Here is a 17,323-nt window from a genome sequence, read left to right as displayed (position 1 = left end):
GTCCTTCAGAGCGGGATGAACAAAACGATCAGGCGCGCCTCCGTCTTCACGCTGCTGCTCGTGCTCGCCCTGCTGGTCAGGGCGACATGGGTGCAGTTCTACGAGGGCCGGGCGCTCGCAGAGGACAAGGACAACCGACGGAACGCGATCGAACAGTACGCGTACCCCCTCGGGAACATCATCGTGGGCGGTGACGCGGTCACCGGTTCCGCGCGGACGAAGGGCAGCGACCTCGCGTACAAGCGCACGTACACCGACGGCAGCCTGTACGCGTCCGTCACCGGATTCAGTTCACAGGTGTACGGGGCCACGCAGCTGGAGGGCATCTACCAGGAGCTGCTCGACGGCACGGACAACCGGCTGAAGAACCCTCTCGACACGGTCACCGGCAAGCGCTCCGACCCGGGCGACGTGGTCACGACGATCGACCCGGACGTGCAGAAGGCTGCCTACGAGGCGCTCGGCGACAAGAAGGGCGCGGCCGTGGCGATCGACCCGAAGACCGGCAGGATCCTCGGCGTCGTGTCCACCCCCTCGTACGACCCCTCGGTGCTCAGCACGGGCGACTCCGACGCCTGGGAGAAGCTGACCAAGAACCCCGACAAGCCCATGACGAACCGGGCGCTGCGCCAGCCGCTGCCGCCCGGCTCGACGTTCAAGCTGGTCGTGGCGGCCGCCGCGCTGGAGGACGGCCTGTACTCCTCGGTGGACGAGCGGACGGACAGCGAGAACCCGTACACGCTGCCGGGCACGACCCGGGTCCTGGAGAACGAGAACACGTCGGCGCCCTGCGAGAACGCGTCGATCCGTGTCGCGCTCCAGTACTCGTGCAACAACGTCTTCGCGAAGATGGCCGTCGACCTCGGCCAGGACAAGCTGAAGGCGATGGCCGAGAAGTTCGGCTTCAACGACGCGTCGCAGGACGTTCCCGTGCGGGCGTACACGAGCGTGTACCCCTCGGACATGGACAAGTCGTCCACGGCCCTGACGGGTATCGGGCAGTTCGACGTGACCGCGACGCCGTTGCAGATGGCCATGGTGTCGGCCGCCATCGCCAACGGCGGGAAGCTCGTCTCGCCGCACATGGTGTCGCAGATCAGCAACGCCGACGGCGACGTCCTGGAGAACTACGACGACGAGACGGAGAGCAAGGAGATCGTCGGTTCGTCCACGGCCGAGCAGCTCCGGTCGGCGATGCAGACGGTCGTCGACGAGGGCACGGGGACGAACGCGCAGATCTCCGGCGCGACCGTGGGAGGCAAGACCGGTACGGCCCAGCACGGCGAGAACAACAGCAAGACGCCGTACGCGTGGTTCACGTCGTACGCGAAGGACGACTCCAGCGGCAGGGAAGTGGCCGTGGCCGTGCTGGTCGAGCAGTCGAACGCGGCGCGGTCCGAGGTGAGCGGGAACGGGCTGGCGGCACCGGTCGCGAAGGCGATGATGCAGGCCGCGCTGAAGAACTGAACGGTTCCGGCCGGGCCGCGCCCCTGAAAGATCGCAGTGTGCCCCGTGTCCCTTCCGGGGCACGGGGCACAGCGCGATCCGCCGCGTCGGCTACTTCACGTCCAGGATCTGCTCGATCGGGTCGATGGCGAAGTACACCAGGAACAGCGCCGCCGCTCCCCACAGGAGCCAGTGGACCTCCTTGGCCCTGCCGAGCACCGTCTTGATCAGGACGTAGGCCACGAAGCCCGCCCCGATGCCGTTGGTGATCGAGTAGGTGAACGGCATCACGGCGATCGTCAGGAACGCGGGGATGGCGATCTCGTACCTGTCCCAGTCGATGTGCTTGACCTGGGTCATCATCAGGAAGCCGACCGCGACGAGGGCCGGGGCGGCCGCCTGCATCGGGACGATGGTCAGCAGCGGGGTCAGGAAGAGCGCGAAGGCGAACAGCCCGCCCGTGACCAGGTTCGCGAAGCCCGTGCGGGCGCCTTCGCCGACGCCCGCCGCCGACTCGATGTACGACGTGGCCGAGGAGGCGGACGAAGCTCCGCCCGCGACGGCCGCGGCGCCGTCGATGAGCAGGACGCGGCCGAGGCCCGGCACCTTGCCCTCCTCGTCCAGCAGTCCGGCCTCGGCGCTGATGCCGACGACGGTGCCCATGGTGTCGAAGAAGTCCGACAGGATCAGCGTGAAGACCAGCAGCACGACGGTGATCACGCTGACCTGGCCGAAGGCACCGAACAGGCTGAAGTCGCCGAGCAGTCCGAAGTCGGGCGAGGCCACGACGTCGTCGGGCACTCTCGGCGTGGTCAGGCCCCAGCTCTTGATGTCGGCGATCTCGTTGATGACGATCGCGACGACCGTCATGGTCACGATGCTGATCAGGATCGCGCCCCTGACCTTGCGGGCGAGCAGCGCGACGGTCAGCAGCACACCGAGGCAGAAGACCAGGATCGGCCAGCCGGCGAGCGCGCCGGCAGCGCCCAGCTGCACCGGGACGGTGGTGCCCGCGACATCCGGTATGCGGGTGACGAAACCGGCGTCGACGAAACCGATGAAGGCGATGAACAGGCCGATGCCGACGCTGATCGCCTGCTTGAGCGGCTGCGGGATGGCGTGCATGACGGCCTCGCGCAGTCCCGTCACCACCAGGACGCAGATCAGCAGGCCTTCGAGGACGATGAGGCCCATCGCGTCGTCCCAGCTCATCAGCGGGGCGATCTGGAAGGCGACGACGGCGTTGAGGCCGAGTCCGGCGGCGAGCGCGAGCGGCAGGTTGCCGCCGACCCCCATGATGATCGTCATCACCGCGGCCACCAGTGCGGTGGCGGTGACCAGTTGGACGCTGTCGAGCTGACGGCCGAACTTGTCCTCGGCGCTGCCCAGAATGATGGGATTCAGGACAAGGATGTACGCCATCGTGAAGAACGTGGCGAAGCCACCACGTACTTCCCGGCCGAAGGTGGAACCCCTGGCGGAGATCTTGAAGAACCGGTCGACGCTGTTCGCCGGGGGTGGTGCGGCGCCGGGCCGGTCTTCCACCTTCTGTGTTTCGGACATGACTGATGCTCCTCGTTACCTGCGTGATCGGTGTGCGGATGCTGGCTGGATTGTTCCCGCGTTGAACCGTCCTCAGGTTTTCATCGTGTTACGGAATCGAGTTCGGCCTGCCAGATGACGTTCGAAGTGCCATACAGCGTTCGAAGTGCTGTACGAACGCCTGATACTCTCTCGGATCTCGCCCCACAGGGACACCGTTCCTTCACACCCGCCACAGGGGCCGTATACGTACGTACTCGTGAGGGCCGTCAGGCGTACCGCGCAGGAATCGACAGGGAGAGGTCCGCCCGTGGGCACTGTCGTCGACGACGCCGCCTCCGTGGAGTTCCACGATTTCTTCGAGCGGCACTACGCCGAACTGGCCCGCCTGGCTCATCTGCTGACGGGTGAGCCGGATGCGGCCGACGACCTGGCGGCGGACGCACTGCTCGCGCTGTGGCACCGCTGGGACCGGGTGCGCGCGGCGGACCATCCGGTGGCGTACGCGCGGGGTGTGGTCGCCAACATGGCGCGCAGCCGGATCCGCAGCGCGGTGCGCGAACGCAGGCGCGTCACGCTGTTCTGGTCGCAGCGCGAGGACAGGACCGAGAACCCCGACATACCCGGCATGGTGGATGTGCAGGAGGCTCTGCGCGGACTGCCGTTCCGCAAGCGGGCGTGCGTCGTCCTGCGTCACGCCTTCGATCTCTCGGAGAAGGACACCGCGCTCGCCCTCGGTGTCTCGGTGGGTACGGTGAAGAGCCAGACGTCGAAGGGAATGGCGGAGCTGCAGCGGCTGCTGGGTTCCCAGGAGGCTCCGCGGCGGATGCACGCGGCGGCGCTGCGTGCCGGTGGAACCGAGGGGAGGGGACGATGAAGGACGTGCACGAGGAACTGCGCGCCCGGCTGCGGGACACGGCCGAGGCGTACGAGCCCGATCGCGCGCGCATCCTGGCCCGCGTCGAACGCGGCATGGCCGGCGCGGACAGCGCGAGGCGTCCCTCTCCGCGCCCGTCCGCGCTCGGCTGGTTCCGTGTCGTCGGCGCCACGGCCGCGGTCGCCGGTGTGCTCGCGGTGGGCGGGTACGCGGTCGCGTCGGCGGTGAAGGACGGGGAGGCCGCCGATCAGACGGTCGCGGTGACGCCCACCCCTGATCCCTCGCCGGAGGCGACGAGCCGCGCCCCGGTGCCGCCGGACCCGGCCAAGTCGTCCCGCCCGCCGAACCGTCCGAGCGGTACCCCGGCCTCCCCCACCGCGAGGCCCGAGGACTCCGCGCCGGCCGAGCCGCCCGTGACCGCCGGGACGGAGGACGGCCCGCTGTGGTCGGACGGCTCGGTCGACCCGCACAGCAACGAGTTCTGGGCGCAGAGCAACGTCACGCTGAAGACGAAGGAGAAACTCACCGCGCTGACCGTCGTGCTGAAGGTCAAGCAGACCGGTGGGATCACCTCGGCGGGTGCCTGGCGTTCCGCGCCCGAGGAAGACTTCACGGTGACCGTCGGCGAGAAGGACGGCTTCCTCGTCCACACCTGGGTGCTCAAGCCGGGCCGTACGGTGTGGCCGGGCGAGTGGGTGTTCGCGGGCCAGTACGACCACGACCGGGGCGGCCGCGACGCCGGCGACGACACGTATACGGCCACCGCCCGCGCCGGGGGCGAAGAACTGGACGTGGCGGGCGACTTCGCCCGCACCGACTCCGACGACGGCGACTCGTAGGGCGGGAAGGTCCGAAAAAAACCTCGGCCGCGCGGCAACCCGGGGCTCGCGGGTGGCGACCATGAGACGCAAGGTCTCTCCCCCCACCTGAACATCACGTACCAGTGACGTGACCCGGCATCAGGAGCACCGCACTTGAGCGCGCACCGCAAGCACCTCACCCGTCGCCGATTGCTGGCCGCGTCCTCCCTGGGCGTCGCCGGCACCGCCGCGGCGGTCGGCACCGGACTGCTCTCCCCGGCGTCGGCCGCGACGTTCGGCTACTCGGACGACGGCTCCCACTACGTGATCGACACCGGCGCCTCGCTGGTCCTCAAGGTCTCCAAGTCGAACGGCGACATCAACTCGCTGGTCTACAAGGGCAAGGAGTACGAGGGCTTCGAGGGCAAGCACTCGCACGTCGAGACCGGGCTCGGCGCGTCCACCGTCACCGTCGAGCAGTCCGAGTCGACGATCCTGGTGAAGGTCGCGCACGGGGCGATCACACAGTGGATCGCGGCCCGCAGCGGCCAGAACAACGTGTACCTGTGGACGGACAAGGCCGACTCGTCGTTCACGGCGACCCGGTTCATCGTCCGCCTCAGGCCCGGGATCTTCCCCACCTCGGACCCCGACGCCTGGACCTCGTCCGACACCGTCATCGAGGCCTCGGACGTCTTCTCCCGCCCGGACGGCACCACGCGCTCCAAGCACTACTCGGGCAAGCGCGTCATCGACTACGACCACATCGGCTACACGAACGGCTCGGCCGCGCTGTGGCTCGTGCGCTCCAACCACGAGAAGGCCTCCGGCGGGCCCTTCTACCGCTCCCTGCTGCGGCACACCAACTCCACCAGCGCCGCGCTCTACGAGATCCTGCACTACAACCAGTCGCAGACCGAGCCCGAGCGGTACGGACTGCAGGGCCCGTACGTGCTGAGTTTCACCGACGGCGGGGCACCCTCCTCGTCGCTGTTCCACGCGAACCTCGACACGTCCTGGGTGGACGGTCTGGGGATCACCGGATGGGTCGGCAGGTCGGGGCGCGGCCGGGTCGCGGGTGTCGGCCTCAAGGGCATGGACGCCGACCACGCGTACACCGTCGGATTCGCCAACTCCGCCGCGCAGTACTGGGCGAGGGCCGCCTCCGGCACGGGCGCCTTCTCGTGTCCCGGGATGCTGCCGGGGACGTACACGCTGACCGTCCACAAGGGCGAACTCGCCGTCCACACGGCGTCGGTGACCGTGAGCGCGGGCGGCACCACGACCCTGAACAGCATCACCGTCGGCAACGACCCGAGCACCGCGAACACGATCTGGCGGCTCGGGGACTGGAACGGCACGCCCGGCGAGTTCAAGAACGCGGACCTGATGACGTACGCGCATCCGTCCGACAGCCGCGCGGCGAAGTGGACCGGCAACGTCGTCATGGGCGGCGGCGACGAGGCGGCGTCCTTCCCCTGCTACATCTGGTCGGGGATCAACGACGGCGTCCTCGTGTACTTCAGGCTGACCGCGGCACAGGCCGCCGCGGCGCACACCCTGCGCATCGGGGTCACGAACGCCTACATCAACGGACGCCCGCGGGTGACGGTCAACGACTGGGTGTCGGCGATCCCGTCGCCGCCGTCGCAGCCCTCGACACGGTCCCTCACCACGGGCTCGTACCGGGGCAACAACCACACGTTCACGTACAACGTCCCGGCGAGTGCCTGGAAGACGGACACCAGTCAGTACAACGTGCTCAAGCTGAACATCGTCAGCGGCTCCTCCGGGACCGCCTACCTCAGCGCGGGGACGTCGTTCGACTGCATGGATCTGCTGGCCTGAGCCCCCCTCGGCCGGACAGAGAGCGCCCCCGCCGGTGACGACCGGCGGGGGCGCGCCCCACAAGCCGGCTCAGTCGGCCCCGTTCCCCTCGGAGCGGTTCCGGACAAGCCGGGCCTCGCCGTTCACCGAGTGGAAGCCCGCGGAGGCGTTGTCCCGAGCCACGTTGTCGCGGACGACATGGGCCGCCGAGGCACCGCCGCCGCCGAGTTCGAACCCGTTGCCGTCGCCCTCGAAGGCGGTGTCCTTCCAGCGGTTGCTCCCGTTCCCGTACGCCGACGAGTGCTCGACGGTGACCGGGCTGGAGAACTGCCACAGGTCGAGGCCGTCGTCGGAGTTGTCGAACAGGCGGGCTCCGGTGATCCGGTTGCCGGTGCCCGAGCCGAACTTCACGGCGATGCCGTCGGCGTTCCGGCCGTGGCCCGCGGCGTCGTAGTTGCCGTGACTGTCCACGTTCCGCACGAGGTTGTCCGTGGTGCCGTCACCGCGCAGGGTGAAGCCGGAGTCGCCGTTGCCGGCGGTGACGAGGTTCTCGAAGACGCCGCCGACGGACGAGGTGGCGACGAAGCCCTGGGCCGGGGAGTTCTGCCAGGTGATGTCCTGGACGGTCCAGTGGTCGCCGTCGATCGCGGCCAGCCACGACCCGGGGGCGAGCTTCGAGCCGTCGATCCGCACCTTCTCGCCGTCGTGCGCCCGGAGCGTGATCCGGGCCGAACCGGTGCCGTTCGCCGCCGACTCGAGGGTCCGCGTCGGGTGGTACGTGCCGCCCCGCACCTCGATGAGGGTGCCGGCTGCCGCGTCCCTGACCGCGGACTCCAGTTGCGCCGTGGTGGAGACCGTGACCGCCGAGGTGGCGGCGCCGGCTCCGTCGGGCGCGAGGCCGAGGAAGACGCCGCACGCCCCGGAGGCGACGGCCACCGCCGCGGCGACGGAGAAGGTGCGGGTTCCGCGGTGGCGTCCGGTGCTGAGACGCACGGGGTCGTTCCTTTCCTGGAGGACGGGGACGAGAGGCGGGGCCGGGGCCGCTTCCTTCACCCGGCCCCGCCTCTGCTCCCTGGTCGCCGCCCGGCGGCGGAAGGTTGCCGGGCCGCACGAAACGAATCGAAACTTTCGCTCGCCCGGACCGCGCGTCCACCGATTGACGCCCCCGTCCGCCACTGGTGACACTCCGAGGGCAGTCCATCCCAACAGAATCCACCAGACCCCCACAGGATGTGTCATGCGCCCCCGCACCGTCAGAGCGCTCCTGATCCCGCTGTTCGCCCTCCTTCTGAGCCTGCTCGCCGCCCCACCGAGCCCGGCGGCCCAGCCCGAAGCCCCACCCGGAGCGCCACACGTGAACAAACAGAAGTACGCCGGCTACCTCTTCGCCTACTTCACCGGTGAGGGCACGGCGGACGGCGAGCAGATCCGCTACGCCCTCAGCCGCGGCAACGACGCCCTGCACTGGCGGGAGTTGAACGCCGGCAAGCCCGTCCTCACCTCCACGACCGGCGAGAAGGGCCTGCGCGACCCGTTCGTGATCCGCTCCCCCGAGGGCGACAAGTTCTACATGATCGCGACCGACCTGCGCATGTACCGGAACTCCAGCGGCAGTTGGGACGACGTCCAGCGCCGCGGCAGCAAGTCGATCATGGTCTGGGAGTCCACCGACCTGGTCCACTGGACCGACCAGCGCCTGGTGAAGGTCTCCCCGGACAGCGCGGGCAACACCTGGGCGCCCGAGGCCTACTGGGACGACAGGCTCGGCGAGTTCGTCGTCTTCTGGGCGTCCAAGCTGTACGCCGACGACGACCCGGACCACACCGGCTCGACGTACAACAGGATGATGTTCGCGACGACGAAGGACTTCCGTACCTTCAGCGAGCCGAAGGTCTGGGACGACCCCGGCTACTCGGTGATCGACTCGACGGTCGTGAAGCACAAGGGCACGTACTACCGCTACACGAAGGACGAGCGGGACCCCACCTCCTCCAGCCCCTGCTCGAAGTTCGTCACCGCGGAGAAGTCGACGTCCCTCACGGACACCTCGTACGACTTCGTGTCGGACTGCATCGGCAGCGGGTCGATCGACCGGGGCGAGGGCCCGACGGTCTTCAAGTCCAACACCGAGAAGAAGTGGTACCTGTTCATCGACGAGTACGGCGGCCGCGGCTACGTGCCCTTCGAGACGACCGACCTCGACTCGGGCCGGTGGACGATGTCGAAGGACTACCAGCTGCCCGCGAGTCCGCGGCACGGCACGGTCATGCCCGTGACGCAGGCCGAGTACGACCGGCTGCTCGCCGCGTACCCGGCGACCGGCACCTCGGTCGTGGACGCGACGGTGAAGAACCAGAAGGGGTACGCGGTCGTCACCGAGGCGGCGTCGAAGGTCGTGCTGCCGATGAAGCCGGGCGAGAACCTGGCGAGGCTCGCGCCGGAGCTGTGGCTCGGTGAGGGGGCCCGGGTGAGCCCGGCGTCCGGTACCCGCCGTGACTTCCGCAAACCCCAGAAGTACACGGTGACGGCGGCCGACGGCACGACCCGCACCTGGACGGTGGAGGCCGTGCCCGCCCGCAGCCCGGTCCTGCCCGGGCTGTACGCCGACCCCGACGTGCAGTACCTGGACGGCCGTTACTGGATCTACCCGACGACGGACGGCTTCCCGGGCTGGAGCGGCACGAAGTTCAAGGCCTTCTCGTCGAAGGACCTCGTCCACTGGAAGGACCACGGGGAGATCCTCGACCTGGGGCCTGACGTGTCGTGGGCGGACAGGAACGCCTGGGCTCCGGCGATCGCCGAGCGCGACGGCAAGTACTACTTCTACTTCTGCGCCGAGCAGCAGATCGGTGTGGCGGTGGCCGACTCCCCCGCGGGCCCCTTCAAGGACGCCCTCGGCAAACCCCTGGTGGCGAAGGGCGGTTCGCTCAAGGGCCAGATGATCGACCCGGCGGTCTTCACGGACGACGACGGCACGTCGTACCTGTACTGGGGCAACGGCCACGGCTATGTCGTCCCGCTCAACGACGACATGGTGTCGTTCGACGCGTCGAAGGTCGAGGACATCACCCCGGACAACTTCCGGGAGGGCTCCTTCGTGGTCAAGCGCAAGGGCACGTACTACTTCATGTGGTCCGAGGACGACACCCGCAGCGAGAACTACCACGTCGCCTACGCGACGGGTCCCTCCCCGGTCGGCCCGTGGACCAAGAAGGGCACGATCCTGTCCAAGCGCCCGGAGTACGGCATCCTCGGCACGGGCCACCACTCGGTGGTCAACACCCCGGGCACGGACGACTGGTACATGGTCTACCACCGGTTCGGACTGAACGGGCCCGGCCGGGCGGGCGGCGACGGCACGCACCGGGAGACCACCGTGGACCGCATGCGGTTCGCGGCCGACGGCTCGATCCTGCCGGTGGTGCCGACCCTGGAGTCGGTCAGGCCCGTGAAGCGGTAGCCCCGGCCCGGTCCATCGTCGCGCCGATGGTCGTGCTGCCCGTGGTCAGGAACGTGGTCACGGGCAGCGCGCCGTCCGACCGGCGGACGTCGAACACCGTCGAGGCGTGGGCCGGCGCCGAGGGCGGGGCCGCGCCTGCGGACGGAGCGGTACGACGGGACATGGGCGGGGGAACCGCGCCGAGCGGTGCGGGGGATCGGGTCACAGGACGGAGTCGAGCCATGCGAGGACCTCGTCCTGCTGAGGCGCGGTGAACACATGGCCCAGCTCGGGCCAGACCTTGGTGTGCAGCCGCTCCCCGGCATGACGTGAGCGCCAGACGGCGCGCATCTTCTCGTACGCGACCCGGACGCCCTCCGCGGGGAACAGGGGGTCCTGGGCGCCGTGGAAGAAGAGCATCGGCCTGGGTGCGGCGATGCTCGCCACGTCGGGGAAGTCGAGGTGCCGGGCGAGCCCGGGATGGAGCATGCAGTAGGAGGACTGGCCGCGCAGGATGTTGTTTCCGGGCACCATGACCTCCTTCAGCCCGGTCATCCAGCACACGCTCGCCGCGGCCGCGAGGTCGTCGCTGAGGGCGGCCGCCTGCCAGGCGCGGAAGGCGCCCATGGAGAAACCGAGGGCCGCGACCCGGTGCCGGTCCACCCGGTCGAGGCCGGCCAGGAAGCGGGCGGCGCGCACGTCCTCGCGGGCCATGAGTCCGGCGAGCGACGAACCCAGGTTGAGGAAGTTGCTTGCCAGGGCCTGCTGTTGCTCGTAGGTGACCGGCCCTCGGTCGCCCCAGCCGAGGGCGTCGAGGGCGAGGACCACGTATCCGCGCCGGGCCAGCTCGTCACCGACGAACCGTCCGCTGAAATACCGGTCGGCCCAGGCCTGCGCGGACGCGAGCCGTGCCTGCCCGGCGCCCCAGGGCCTGATCAGCTTCTCCTTCCCGATGTCGAACCTGGAACCGTGGTCGTGCAGCAGCAGGACGGCCGGGAAGGGCCCGGTGCCGTGCGGGGTGAGCAGGGCGCCGCGGACACGCTCGTACCGGGTGAGGGAGAGGGTCACCGTCTCCCGCGTGTATCCGTCGCCCTCGGAGCGGTCGCCGGACTCCATGGCGTAGGGAGTGGTGTCCCGGTCGACGAACAGGTGCTCCTCGACCGTCGCGCGGGCCGCCCGCCGCCAGGCCCGGAAGTCCCGGACCGGGGAGGTGCCCCAGGCGAGCGGGAAGCGGAGCTCGTCCTTGAGGAGGGGGTGGAAGTCGGGGAGATTGCCCTCCACGATGCCCGCGACGGGGGCGGCGTGTGCCGGGGACGCGCCGGCCCCCGCCGCGCCGAGCAGAGCCGCCGCCCCCGCGCTCGCCACGAACGCCCGTCGGCCGAGCGGTGACTGCTCAGGCCCGTCGCTCATACGGCCTCCAGTCGCCGAGGTACGTCCCGCGGGTGTGCGAGGCGGCTTCGGCGGGCGTGAGTTTCGGCCGGTTCTCCGGTACCGATGTCACCGCGCCCGGACCGGAGTTGGCGTACTCCCGAAAACGCATGGTCTGCCAGGGATGGGCCGCGCGCATGTCGGTGTACGGCGCCACCGCGTCGATGCCCGGCCCCAGCCGGCTGTCGCGCACCACGAGCGACGGCCAGGCGGTCGTCTCGTAGGAGGGCACCCACGGCCGGGCGATCTTGTACGCGCCGTCCTCGGCACCGGAGGTGATCCGGCACCGCACGGCGAGGAAGCCGTACGGATTCGCGCGGGCCGTGGCCGGGGCGAACACCATGCCCTCGGGCTTGAAGTCGACGTCCCGGTCCAGCGTGTGGAGGTGGCACCGCTCGAAGACCGCCCTCGCCCGGCCGAACACGAAGTCCACGTCACCCTCGACATGGCAGTCCCGGTAGTACTGCCGGTCGAAGGCGTCGAGCGCGGTGGTGTCCGCGAACAGCGTGTCCTGGTGGCCCAGGAAGCGGACCCGCTCGAAGTGCGACCTGTCCCCGGTGACGTACGCGGCCACCGCCTGGGTGCCCGTGATCTCCGGGTGGTCGGCGCGCAGCCAGTCGTTGGCGATCGTCAGACCGCACACGGTCAGACCGGGCGCCGCGCAGGTGAAGGTCGCGGAGCCCGCGGTGCCGTAGGTGCCGGAGCCGTCCGGCTTCTGCGTCCCGTTGGCGTTGTCGTGGACGATGACCGTGTCCCGCGGGTCACGGCCGGCGCCCAGGAGCGTCAAGTCCCTCGTGCTCGCGGGGATGTTGACGACCTCGCGGTAGGTCCCGGGGTGCACGACGATCGTCCGGCCCGGACCGTCGGCCGCGTCGACGGCCGCCTGGACCGAGTCGCCGGGGCGCACGTGCAGCACACGGCGGCGCGGGTCCGCGGCGGCCGGGGACGCGCCGCCGGCCGCCAGAGCGCCCACGGTCCCGGCGATCCCGGTGAGCAGGGTGCGCCGGCGCATCAGCACCCCTGCCAGGGGGCCCAGTCGCCGAGGTGTGTCCGGCGGGTGTGGGAGCGGGCCTCGGCGTGCGTGAGCTGGGGCCGGTTCGCGGGAACGGTGATCGCGGCGCCCGGCCCGCTGTTGCGGTACTCGGCGAACCGCTGGTTCTGCCACGGGTGTCCCGCCGCCATGTCGGTGTACGGCTGCACCGCGTCGATCCCTCCGCCGAGGCGGGTCTCGCGCACGGTCAGCATGGGCCGCGCGGTGGGGTCGGAACTGGGCACCCAGGGGCGGGCCAGTTTGTAGTAGGCGTCCGGCGCCTCACTGGTGACCCGGCCGCCGGTCACCAGATAGCCGCGCGGATTGGCGCCCGCGGTCGAGGGCGCGAAGACGAAGCCGTACGGGGCCCCGGTGAGGTCGGTCCGCTTCAGGGTGTGGAAGTGGCAGTCCTCGAACACGGCGGTGGCCCGCCCGAACACGAAGTCCACGTCCCCTTCGGCGTAGCAGTGCGCGAAGTACTGGCGGGCGAAGGTGCCCAGGGCCATGGAGTCGGCGTACAGCGTGTCCTGGTGTCCCAGGAACCGGCAGTGGAGGAACGCCGACCGGTCGCCCTGCACCTTGATGGCGACGGCCTGCGTGCCGCTGATCCCGGGATGGTCGGCACGCAGCCAGTCGTTGGAGAAGGTGATGTCCCGGGCGGTGAACCCGTCGGCCTGCACGGTCGTGGTGGCCGAGCCGGTCGTGCCGTGGGTGCCGCCGCCGGGCTTCGGGGTGCCGGCCGCGTTGTCGTACACGATCACGACGTCGCGCGCCCGGCCGGAGGCCCCGATCCAGGTCATCTCCTTGCGGGCGGCGCTGACGGCGACGGTCTCGCGGTACGTGCCCGGGGCGAGGACCAGGGTGTACCCCTCCCCGCTCGCGGCGTTCACGGCGGCCTGGACGCTGGTGTGGTCGCCGAGGCCCGCGGGGTGGACGTACAGGGTCCGCTCGTCGAGGCGGGCCGACGGGGAGCCGTACCGCCCGAAGGGGGAGCGCCCCTGCGCGTGGGCCTGGGAGGAGGCGCCCAGCGCGAGTGCGGCCCCGACGCTCGCGACGACGAAGGACCGTCTGCTGACGTGTGCCGGCAGGGTCATGGTCAGCAGACCTTTCCGGCGCCGGCGCGGCTGTTGACGATGCCCGGCACGGCCCGCGGCGAGTCGACCTTCGTCCGGAGGGTGGGCTTCCACCCGGCACCCGACTGGAGGGTCTCGCCGGGGATCTCGGCGTTGTGCACGGCGATGAGGTCGGTGCGCTTTCCGTTGACGTAGTTGTTCTCGGCGGTCAGCGGCGCCTCGTTCCACTTCTTGAGGACCTTGCCGACAGAGGCTCCGGCCGGCAGCGAGATCGCGTTGTCGCTGGCGTACAGCTGCGAGGAGATGCCGACGCCGAAGATGTAGTAGTCGTCCTTCTGCTCCTCGCCGACCACGTAGTGGTTGTTGTAGACGTCGACCTGTCCGAACCGCACCCGCGGAGAGCGCTGCAGGATCCCGTCGAAGCGGTTGTGGTGCATGGTGACCTTGAGCTTGCCCGCGTCGGTCGTGGCGGTGCTGTCGCTGTTCCCGATGAGCATGTTCTTGTCGTGGTCCTGGAAGCGGTTCCAGGACACGGTGACGTGGTTGGCGCCGCGCACGATGTCCGTCAGCCCGTCGTGCTGCTGGAACACCTTGCCGAAGTAGCTCGGCCGCTCGCTGTCGGGGTAGCGCCCGTCGGTGAACGTGTTGTGGTCGATCCACACGTGGTCGGTGCCGAAGACGACCACGGCGTCGTACTCGGAGTTCCAGTTGCCGGTCTTGTTGTCGTCGGTCGGGTCCCACTTCGGGAAGCAGTCGAGCGGGGCCTCGATGGTGAGGTTGCGCAGGATGACGTTCGAGACGCCCTTGATCTGGAGGCTGCCGCCGAGGATGCCGGACTTCTTGCCGACGCCGACGATGGTGGTGTTGCTCGGGATCGCCGCCTTGATCGCCGAGTCCTGGTTGGCGGCGGACGCGACCCGCGCGTCCTCCTGCGGGCCGCTGGCGACCACGTCGTTGCCCCAGACGGCCGGGTCGTAGTCCTTCAGGTACTGCTGGAGGTCGTACCCGCCGGTGGTGAAGGCCTCACAGCCCTCCGAGACGGCGTCGATCATCCCCTTCACCTTGATGATCTTCGGCGCGTTCCCGCCGGCCTTCAGCGCGGCCTTGAACTCCGCCCAGGTGGTGACGGTGTAGACCTGCGAGGAGTCGGCGGCCGAGCCACCGGTGGTACCGGCCCCCTCGGACCCCCAGCCGTCACCGGCGGCGAGGGTCTCCCGCCCGAGGTCCCGGCCCTGGGCATGGGCGACGGTCCCGGTCGCGGTGAGGACGAGAGCGGTGCATCCGACGACGGATGTAATGGCATGGGCATGCCACATACGAGAACGCATGAGTGTGGGTTCCTTCCGGACAAGAACATGGATGACCGCCCCTGCATCAGGGGCGCGGGGCTGTGACTGGCGCGGCCGCGCCGCGAGGGCGCGACCGGCGACGGCGGACCGGCAGCTACGAGCCGGCCCTCTGCCGGGGCACTAGGACTCGGGCCAGGTGATCCAGGACTCGGGAATCTCGCGGTCCAGGCGCCGCACGTCCCGTGGCGCGAGCACCCGGCGACGCGACAGCTCCCCCGCCACCAGCCGGGCCACCGCGATGGCCCCCGGCGGGTTGAAGTGCGTGTTGTCCTGCTCGGTGGCGGTCCAGTTGAAGTACTTCTTCGTCTCCTCCACACCGAGCTTCTGCCACAACGCGATCGACAGGGCCTGGATGTCGAGCAACGCCACCCCCTCCTCCTCGGCGAGGGCCTTCATCGCGGCGGGATACTCGCCGTGGGTACCCACGGCGTTCCCGGCGGCGTCGAACTTCCGCCGCTCCACGGACGTGGCGAGCACGGGCCGCGCACCACGCGCCCGCGCCCCGTCGACGTACTGACGGAGGTAGTCCTGGTACGTGGTCCACGGCTCGGTGTACCGCGTGGGATCGGCGGTCTTGGAGTCGTTGTGCCCGAACTGGACGAGCAGGAGGTCGCCGGGCCGGACGGCCGCGAGGACGGCGTCGAGACGCCCCTCGTCGATGAAGCTCTTCGAACTCCGGCCGTTCACGGCGTGGTTGGCGACGGTCAGCCGCTCCTGCAGGAAGAACGGAAGCGCCATGCCCCAGCCCGTCTCGGGCGCGGCGTCGGCGTACTTCTGGGCGGCGGTGGAGTCACCGGCGATGAAGAGAGTGCGCCCACGTGGCCGTCCGTGCGGAGCGGCGACTGCGGGCCCCGTCGCCGCGACGGCGAGGGGGACGGCGGCGAGCGCCGCGGTGGTGACCTGTCTGCGGGTGAGTGACACTGCGGTGTGCCTTTCTCAACAGCCTTGCGGGACAAGTACGTTCAGTGATGCCTTCAAGGGGCCCGCGCCCCGAAGGGGCGCGGGGAAGTGCGCGACAAGCCCCCCGCCGGCCGGCAGCCGGGTAACGGCCCAACCGGCGGGGCGGAACGCGGGCGTTCCGGCGGGGTCGAACGTGGAGCGTTACCCCTTCTGCTCGTTCCACTCCGTCTGGGCCTCGTTGAGCTGGTCGGCCAGGGTGTTCAGGAAGTCCTTGGCGCTCATCGACCCGTTCATGACCTTCTGGAAGGCCGGCTCGTTGTCCGTCTTCGAGATGGTGTTCCAGTCGGGCAGGTAGTACGGCAGCTGGACGATGGTCGTGGAACCGTCGGTCAGCGCCTCGGCCGCGAGCTTGGTCGGCTCGGCCTTGGAGACCCAGGCGTCCTTCGCGGCGTCGTTGTTCGACGGCACCTGGCCGGCGGACTCGTTGAACTTGGAGTTCTGCGCCTTCTCGGTGGCGAACTCGATGAACTTCCAGGCGGCGGCCTTGTTCTTGGAGCTCTTGAACATCCCCAGTCCGTCGACGGGGTTGGAGACCTGGACGCGCTTGCCGCCGGCGCCGACCGGCTGCGGAATGCCCCGGAACTTGTCGGCTCCGAGCGCCTTCACGTGATCCTGGTAGGAGCCCAGGTTGTGGTTGAGCATGCCGATCGTGCCGGAGTCCCACTGGGCGACCATCTTGGTGAAGTCGTTGTTGAGGTCGGCCGCCGGGGTGACCTTCTTGAAGAGGCCCACGTACTTCTCCAGGGCCGCCACGTTCTTCGGGTCGTTGACCGTGGTCTTCTCGTTCGCCGAGTCCCAGAAGGACGTGATGCCGGACTGCCCGTACATCGCGTCCAGGGCCTGGGCGATGGAGCCGGCGCCACCGCGGATGGTGTAGCCGAACTCGTTCTTGTCCTTGTCGGTGAGCTTCTCGGCGGCCTCGTAGAACTTGTCCCAGGTGGTCGGAGCGTCCAGACCGGCCGCCTTGAACAGGTCGGTGCGGTAGTAGAGGACGCCGTTGTTGGCGGAGGTCGGGATCGAGTACAGCGTGCCGTCACCACCACCGGCGGCCTTCAGCGACTTGAGCATGTCCTCGTTGAGCTTGCCGCTCAGGGAGGACTTGCCGAGGCGGTCGTCCAGCGGCTCCAGCGCGTTCTGCGCGGAGAAGCCCGCGAGCATCGCCGCGCCGACGCCACCGACGTCCGGCAGGCCGGCGGCCTGGATGGAGGTGTCGACCTTCGACTGGTACTCGGTGGCCGCGATCGGGACGTACTTGACGTCGATGTCCGGGTTCGCCTTCTCGAAGTCGGCGATGATCTCCTTCCAGATGTCGGTGCGGACACCGCCGTTGTTGTCCCAGAAGGTGATCTCACCCTTGCCGCTGCCGTCGGACCCCTTGTCGCCCGTCGAACCGCTGCCGTCGTCACCGCAGGCGGTGGCGGTCAGCGCGAGTACGGCGCTCACGGCGACGGCGGTGGCGGAGCGGCGCGCTCCTCTGCTGCTCCTGCGAATGCTGTTCTTCATGATCGGCTCTCTTCTTCTGGATCCAACGAGGGTTGTGTCGCTGTGAGGT

Annotated in this window: 13 protein-coding genes and 1 pseudogene; 5 read left to right on the top strand and 9 right to left on the bottom strand. The window is 69.6% G+C overall.

Annotation, left to right across the window (positions count from 1 at the left end; translation table 11 throughout):
* Window positions 1-15 precede the first annotated feature (15 nt).
* Entirely contained in the window at window positions 16-1,467 is a 1,452-nt protein-coding gene (locus tag O1Q96_RS12160) for a peptidoglycan D,D-transpeptidase FtsI family protein (RefSeq protein WP_269248182.1), read from the top strand.
* Between the two features lie 90 nt (window positions 1,468-1,557).
* Here the strand turns inward: O1Q96_RS12160 and O1Q96_RS12155 are convergent, their stop codons facing one another.
* Window positions 1,558-3,009 carry an NCS2 family permease gene (locus O1Q96_RS12155; protein WP_269248181.1) on the bottom strand — a complete coding sequence of 484 codons (1,452 nt, stop codon included), beginning with the start codon at window positions 3,007-3,009 and terminating at the stop codon, window positions 1,558-1,560.
* Between the two features lie 289 nt (window positions 3,010-3,298).
* Between O1Q96_RS12155 and O1Q96_RS12150 the strand changes: the two genes are divergently transcribed.
* The 3 genes from O1Q96_RS12150 to O1Q96_RS12140 all read left to right on the top strand — a co-directional run bounded on the left by O1Q96_RS12150 (window position 3,299) and on the right by O1Q96_RS12140 (window position 6,513).
* Window positions 3,299-3,865 carry a SigE family RNA polymerase sigma factor gene (locus O1Q96_RS12150; protein ID WP_269248180.1) on the top strand — a complete coding sequence of 189 codons (567 nt, stop codon included), beginning with the start codon at window positions 3,299-3,301 and terminating at the stop codon, window positions 3,863-3,865.
* Window positions 3,862-4,704, top strand: coding sequence for a hypothetical protein (locus O1Q96_RS12145; protein WP_269248179.1), 843 nt, complete (start codon window positions 3,862-3,864; stop codon window positions 4,702-4,704). Before O1Q96_RS12150 ends, O1Q96_RS12145 begins: the two co-directional genes overlap by 4 nt.
* A 135-nt stretch (window positions 4,705-4,839) precedes the next feature.
* The gene (locus O1Q96_RS12140) at window positions 4,840-6,513 is read left to right on the top strand and encodes a rhamnogalacturonan lyase B N-terminal domain-containing protein (RefSeq protein ID WP_269248178.1); all 1,674 of its coding nucleotides are present in this window, start codon (window positions 4,840-4,842) and stop codon (window positions 6,511-6,513) included.
* Between the two features lie 90 nt (window positions 6,514-6,603).
* On the opposite strand, the pseudogene O1Q96_RS12135 reads toward O1Q96_RS12140, so the two are convergent.
* Window positions 6,604-7,485: pseudogene (locus O1Q96_RS12135) on the bottom strand (right-handed parallel beta-helix repeat-containing protein); the annotation flags it as partial.
* Window positions 7,486-7,729: 244 nt separating this feature from the next.
* Here O1Q96_RS12135 and O1Q96_RS12130 point away from each other — a divergent pair.
* Window positions 7,730-9,952 (top strand): glycoside hydrolase family 43 protein, encoded by a 2,223-nt coding sequence (locus O1Q96_RS12130; RefSeq protein WP_269248177.1) that lies wholly within the window; start codon window positions 7,730-7,732, stop codon window positions 9,950-9,952.
* Here O1Q96_RS12130 and O1Q96_RS12125 read toward each other — a convergent pair.
* The 7 genes from O1Q96_RS12125 to O1Q96_RS12095 form a co-directional block, all read right to left on the bottom strand.
* Window positions 9,933-10,157 (bottom strand): hypothetical protein, encoded by a 225-nt coding sequence (locus tag O1Q96_RS12125; protein WP_269248176.1) that lies wholly within the window; start codon window positions 10,155-10,157, stop codon window positions 9,933-9,935. The genes O1Q96_RS12130 and O1Q96_RS12125 overlap by 20 nt on opposite strands.
* Window positions 10,154-11,341, bottom strand: coding sequence for a dienelactone hydrolase family protein (locus O1Q96_RS12120; protein WP_269248175.1), 1,188 nt, complete (start codon window positions 11,339-11,341; stop codon window positions 10,154-10,156). Before O1Q96_RS12120 ends, O1Q96_RS12125 begins: the two co-directional genes overlap by 4 nt.
* Complete coding sequence (locus O1Q96_RS12115; RefSeq protein WP_269248174.1) at window positions 11,325-12,371, bottom strand: pectinesterase family protein; 1,047 nt, start codon at window positions 12,369-12,371, stop codon at window positions 11,325-11,327. The genes O1Q96_RS12120 and O1Q96_RS12115 overlap by 17 nt, the downstream gene beginning before the upstream one ends.
* Window positions 12,371-13,483: a pectinesterase family protein gene (locus tag O1Q96_RS12110; RefSeq protein ID WP_269248173.1), complete on the bottom strand. Its 1,113-nt coding sequence runs from the start codon at window positions 13,481-13,483 to the stop codon at window positions 12,371-12,373. The genes O1Q96_RS12115 and O1Q96_RS12110 overlap by 1 nt, the downstream gene beginning before the upstream one ends.
* Window positions 13,484-13,485: 2 nt before the next feature.
* On the bottom strand, window positions 13,486-14,790 hold the full coding sequence (locus O1Q96_RS12105; protein WP_269248172.1) for a pectate lyase family protein: 1,305 nt from the start codon (window positions 14,788-14,790) through the stop codon (window positions 13,486-13,488).
* A gap of 141 nt (window positions 14,791-14,931) precedes the next feature.
* Window positions 14,932-15,732, bottom strand: coding sequence for a rhamnogalacturonan acetylesterase (locus O1Q96_RS12100; RefSeq protein ID WP_269248171.1), 801 nt, complete (start codon window positions 15,730-15,732; stop codon window positions 14,932-14,934).
* A gap of 180 nt (window positions 15,733-15,912) precedes the next feature.
* Window positions 15,913-17,274 (bottom strand): ABC transporter substrate-binding protein, encoded by a 1,362-nt coding sequence (locus tag O1Q96_RS12095; protein WP_269248170.1) that lies wholly within the window; start codon window positions 17,272-17,274, stop codon window positions 15,913-15,915.
* Window positions 17,275-17,323: the final 49 nt, after the last annotated feature.

It is taken from the genome of Streptomyces aurantiacus (genome assembly GCF_027107535.1).
Classification (GTDB): Bacteria; Actinomycetota; Actinomycetes; order Streptomycetales; family Streptomycetaceae; genus Streptomyces.
Note: the sequence above shows the minus strand (reverse complement) of the source record. Positions and strands in the feature narration are given on the sequence as shown.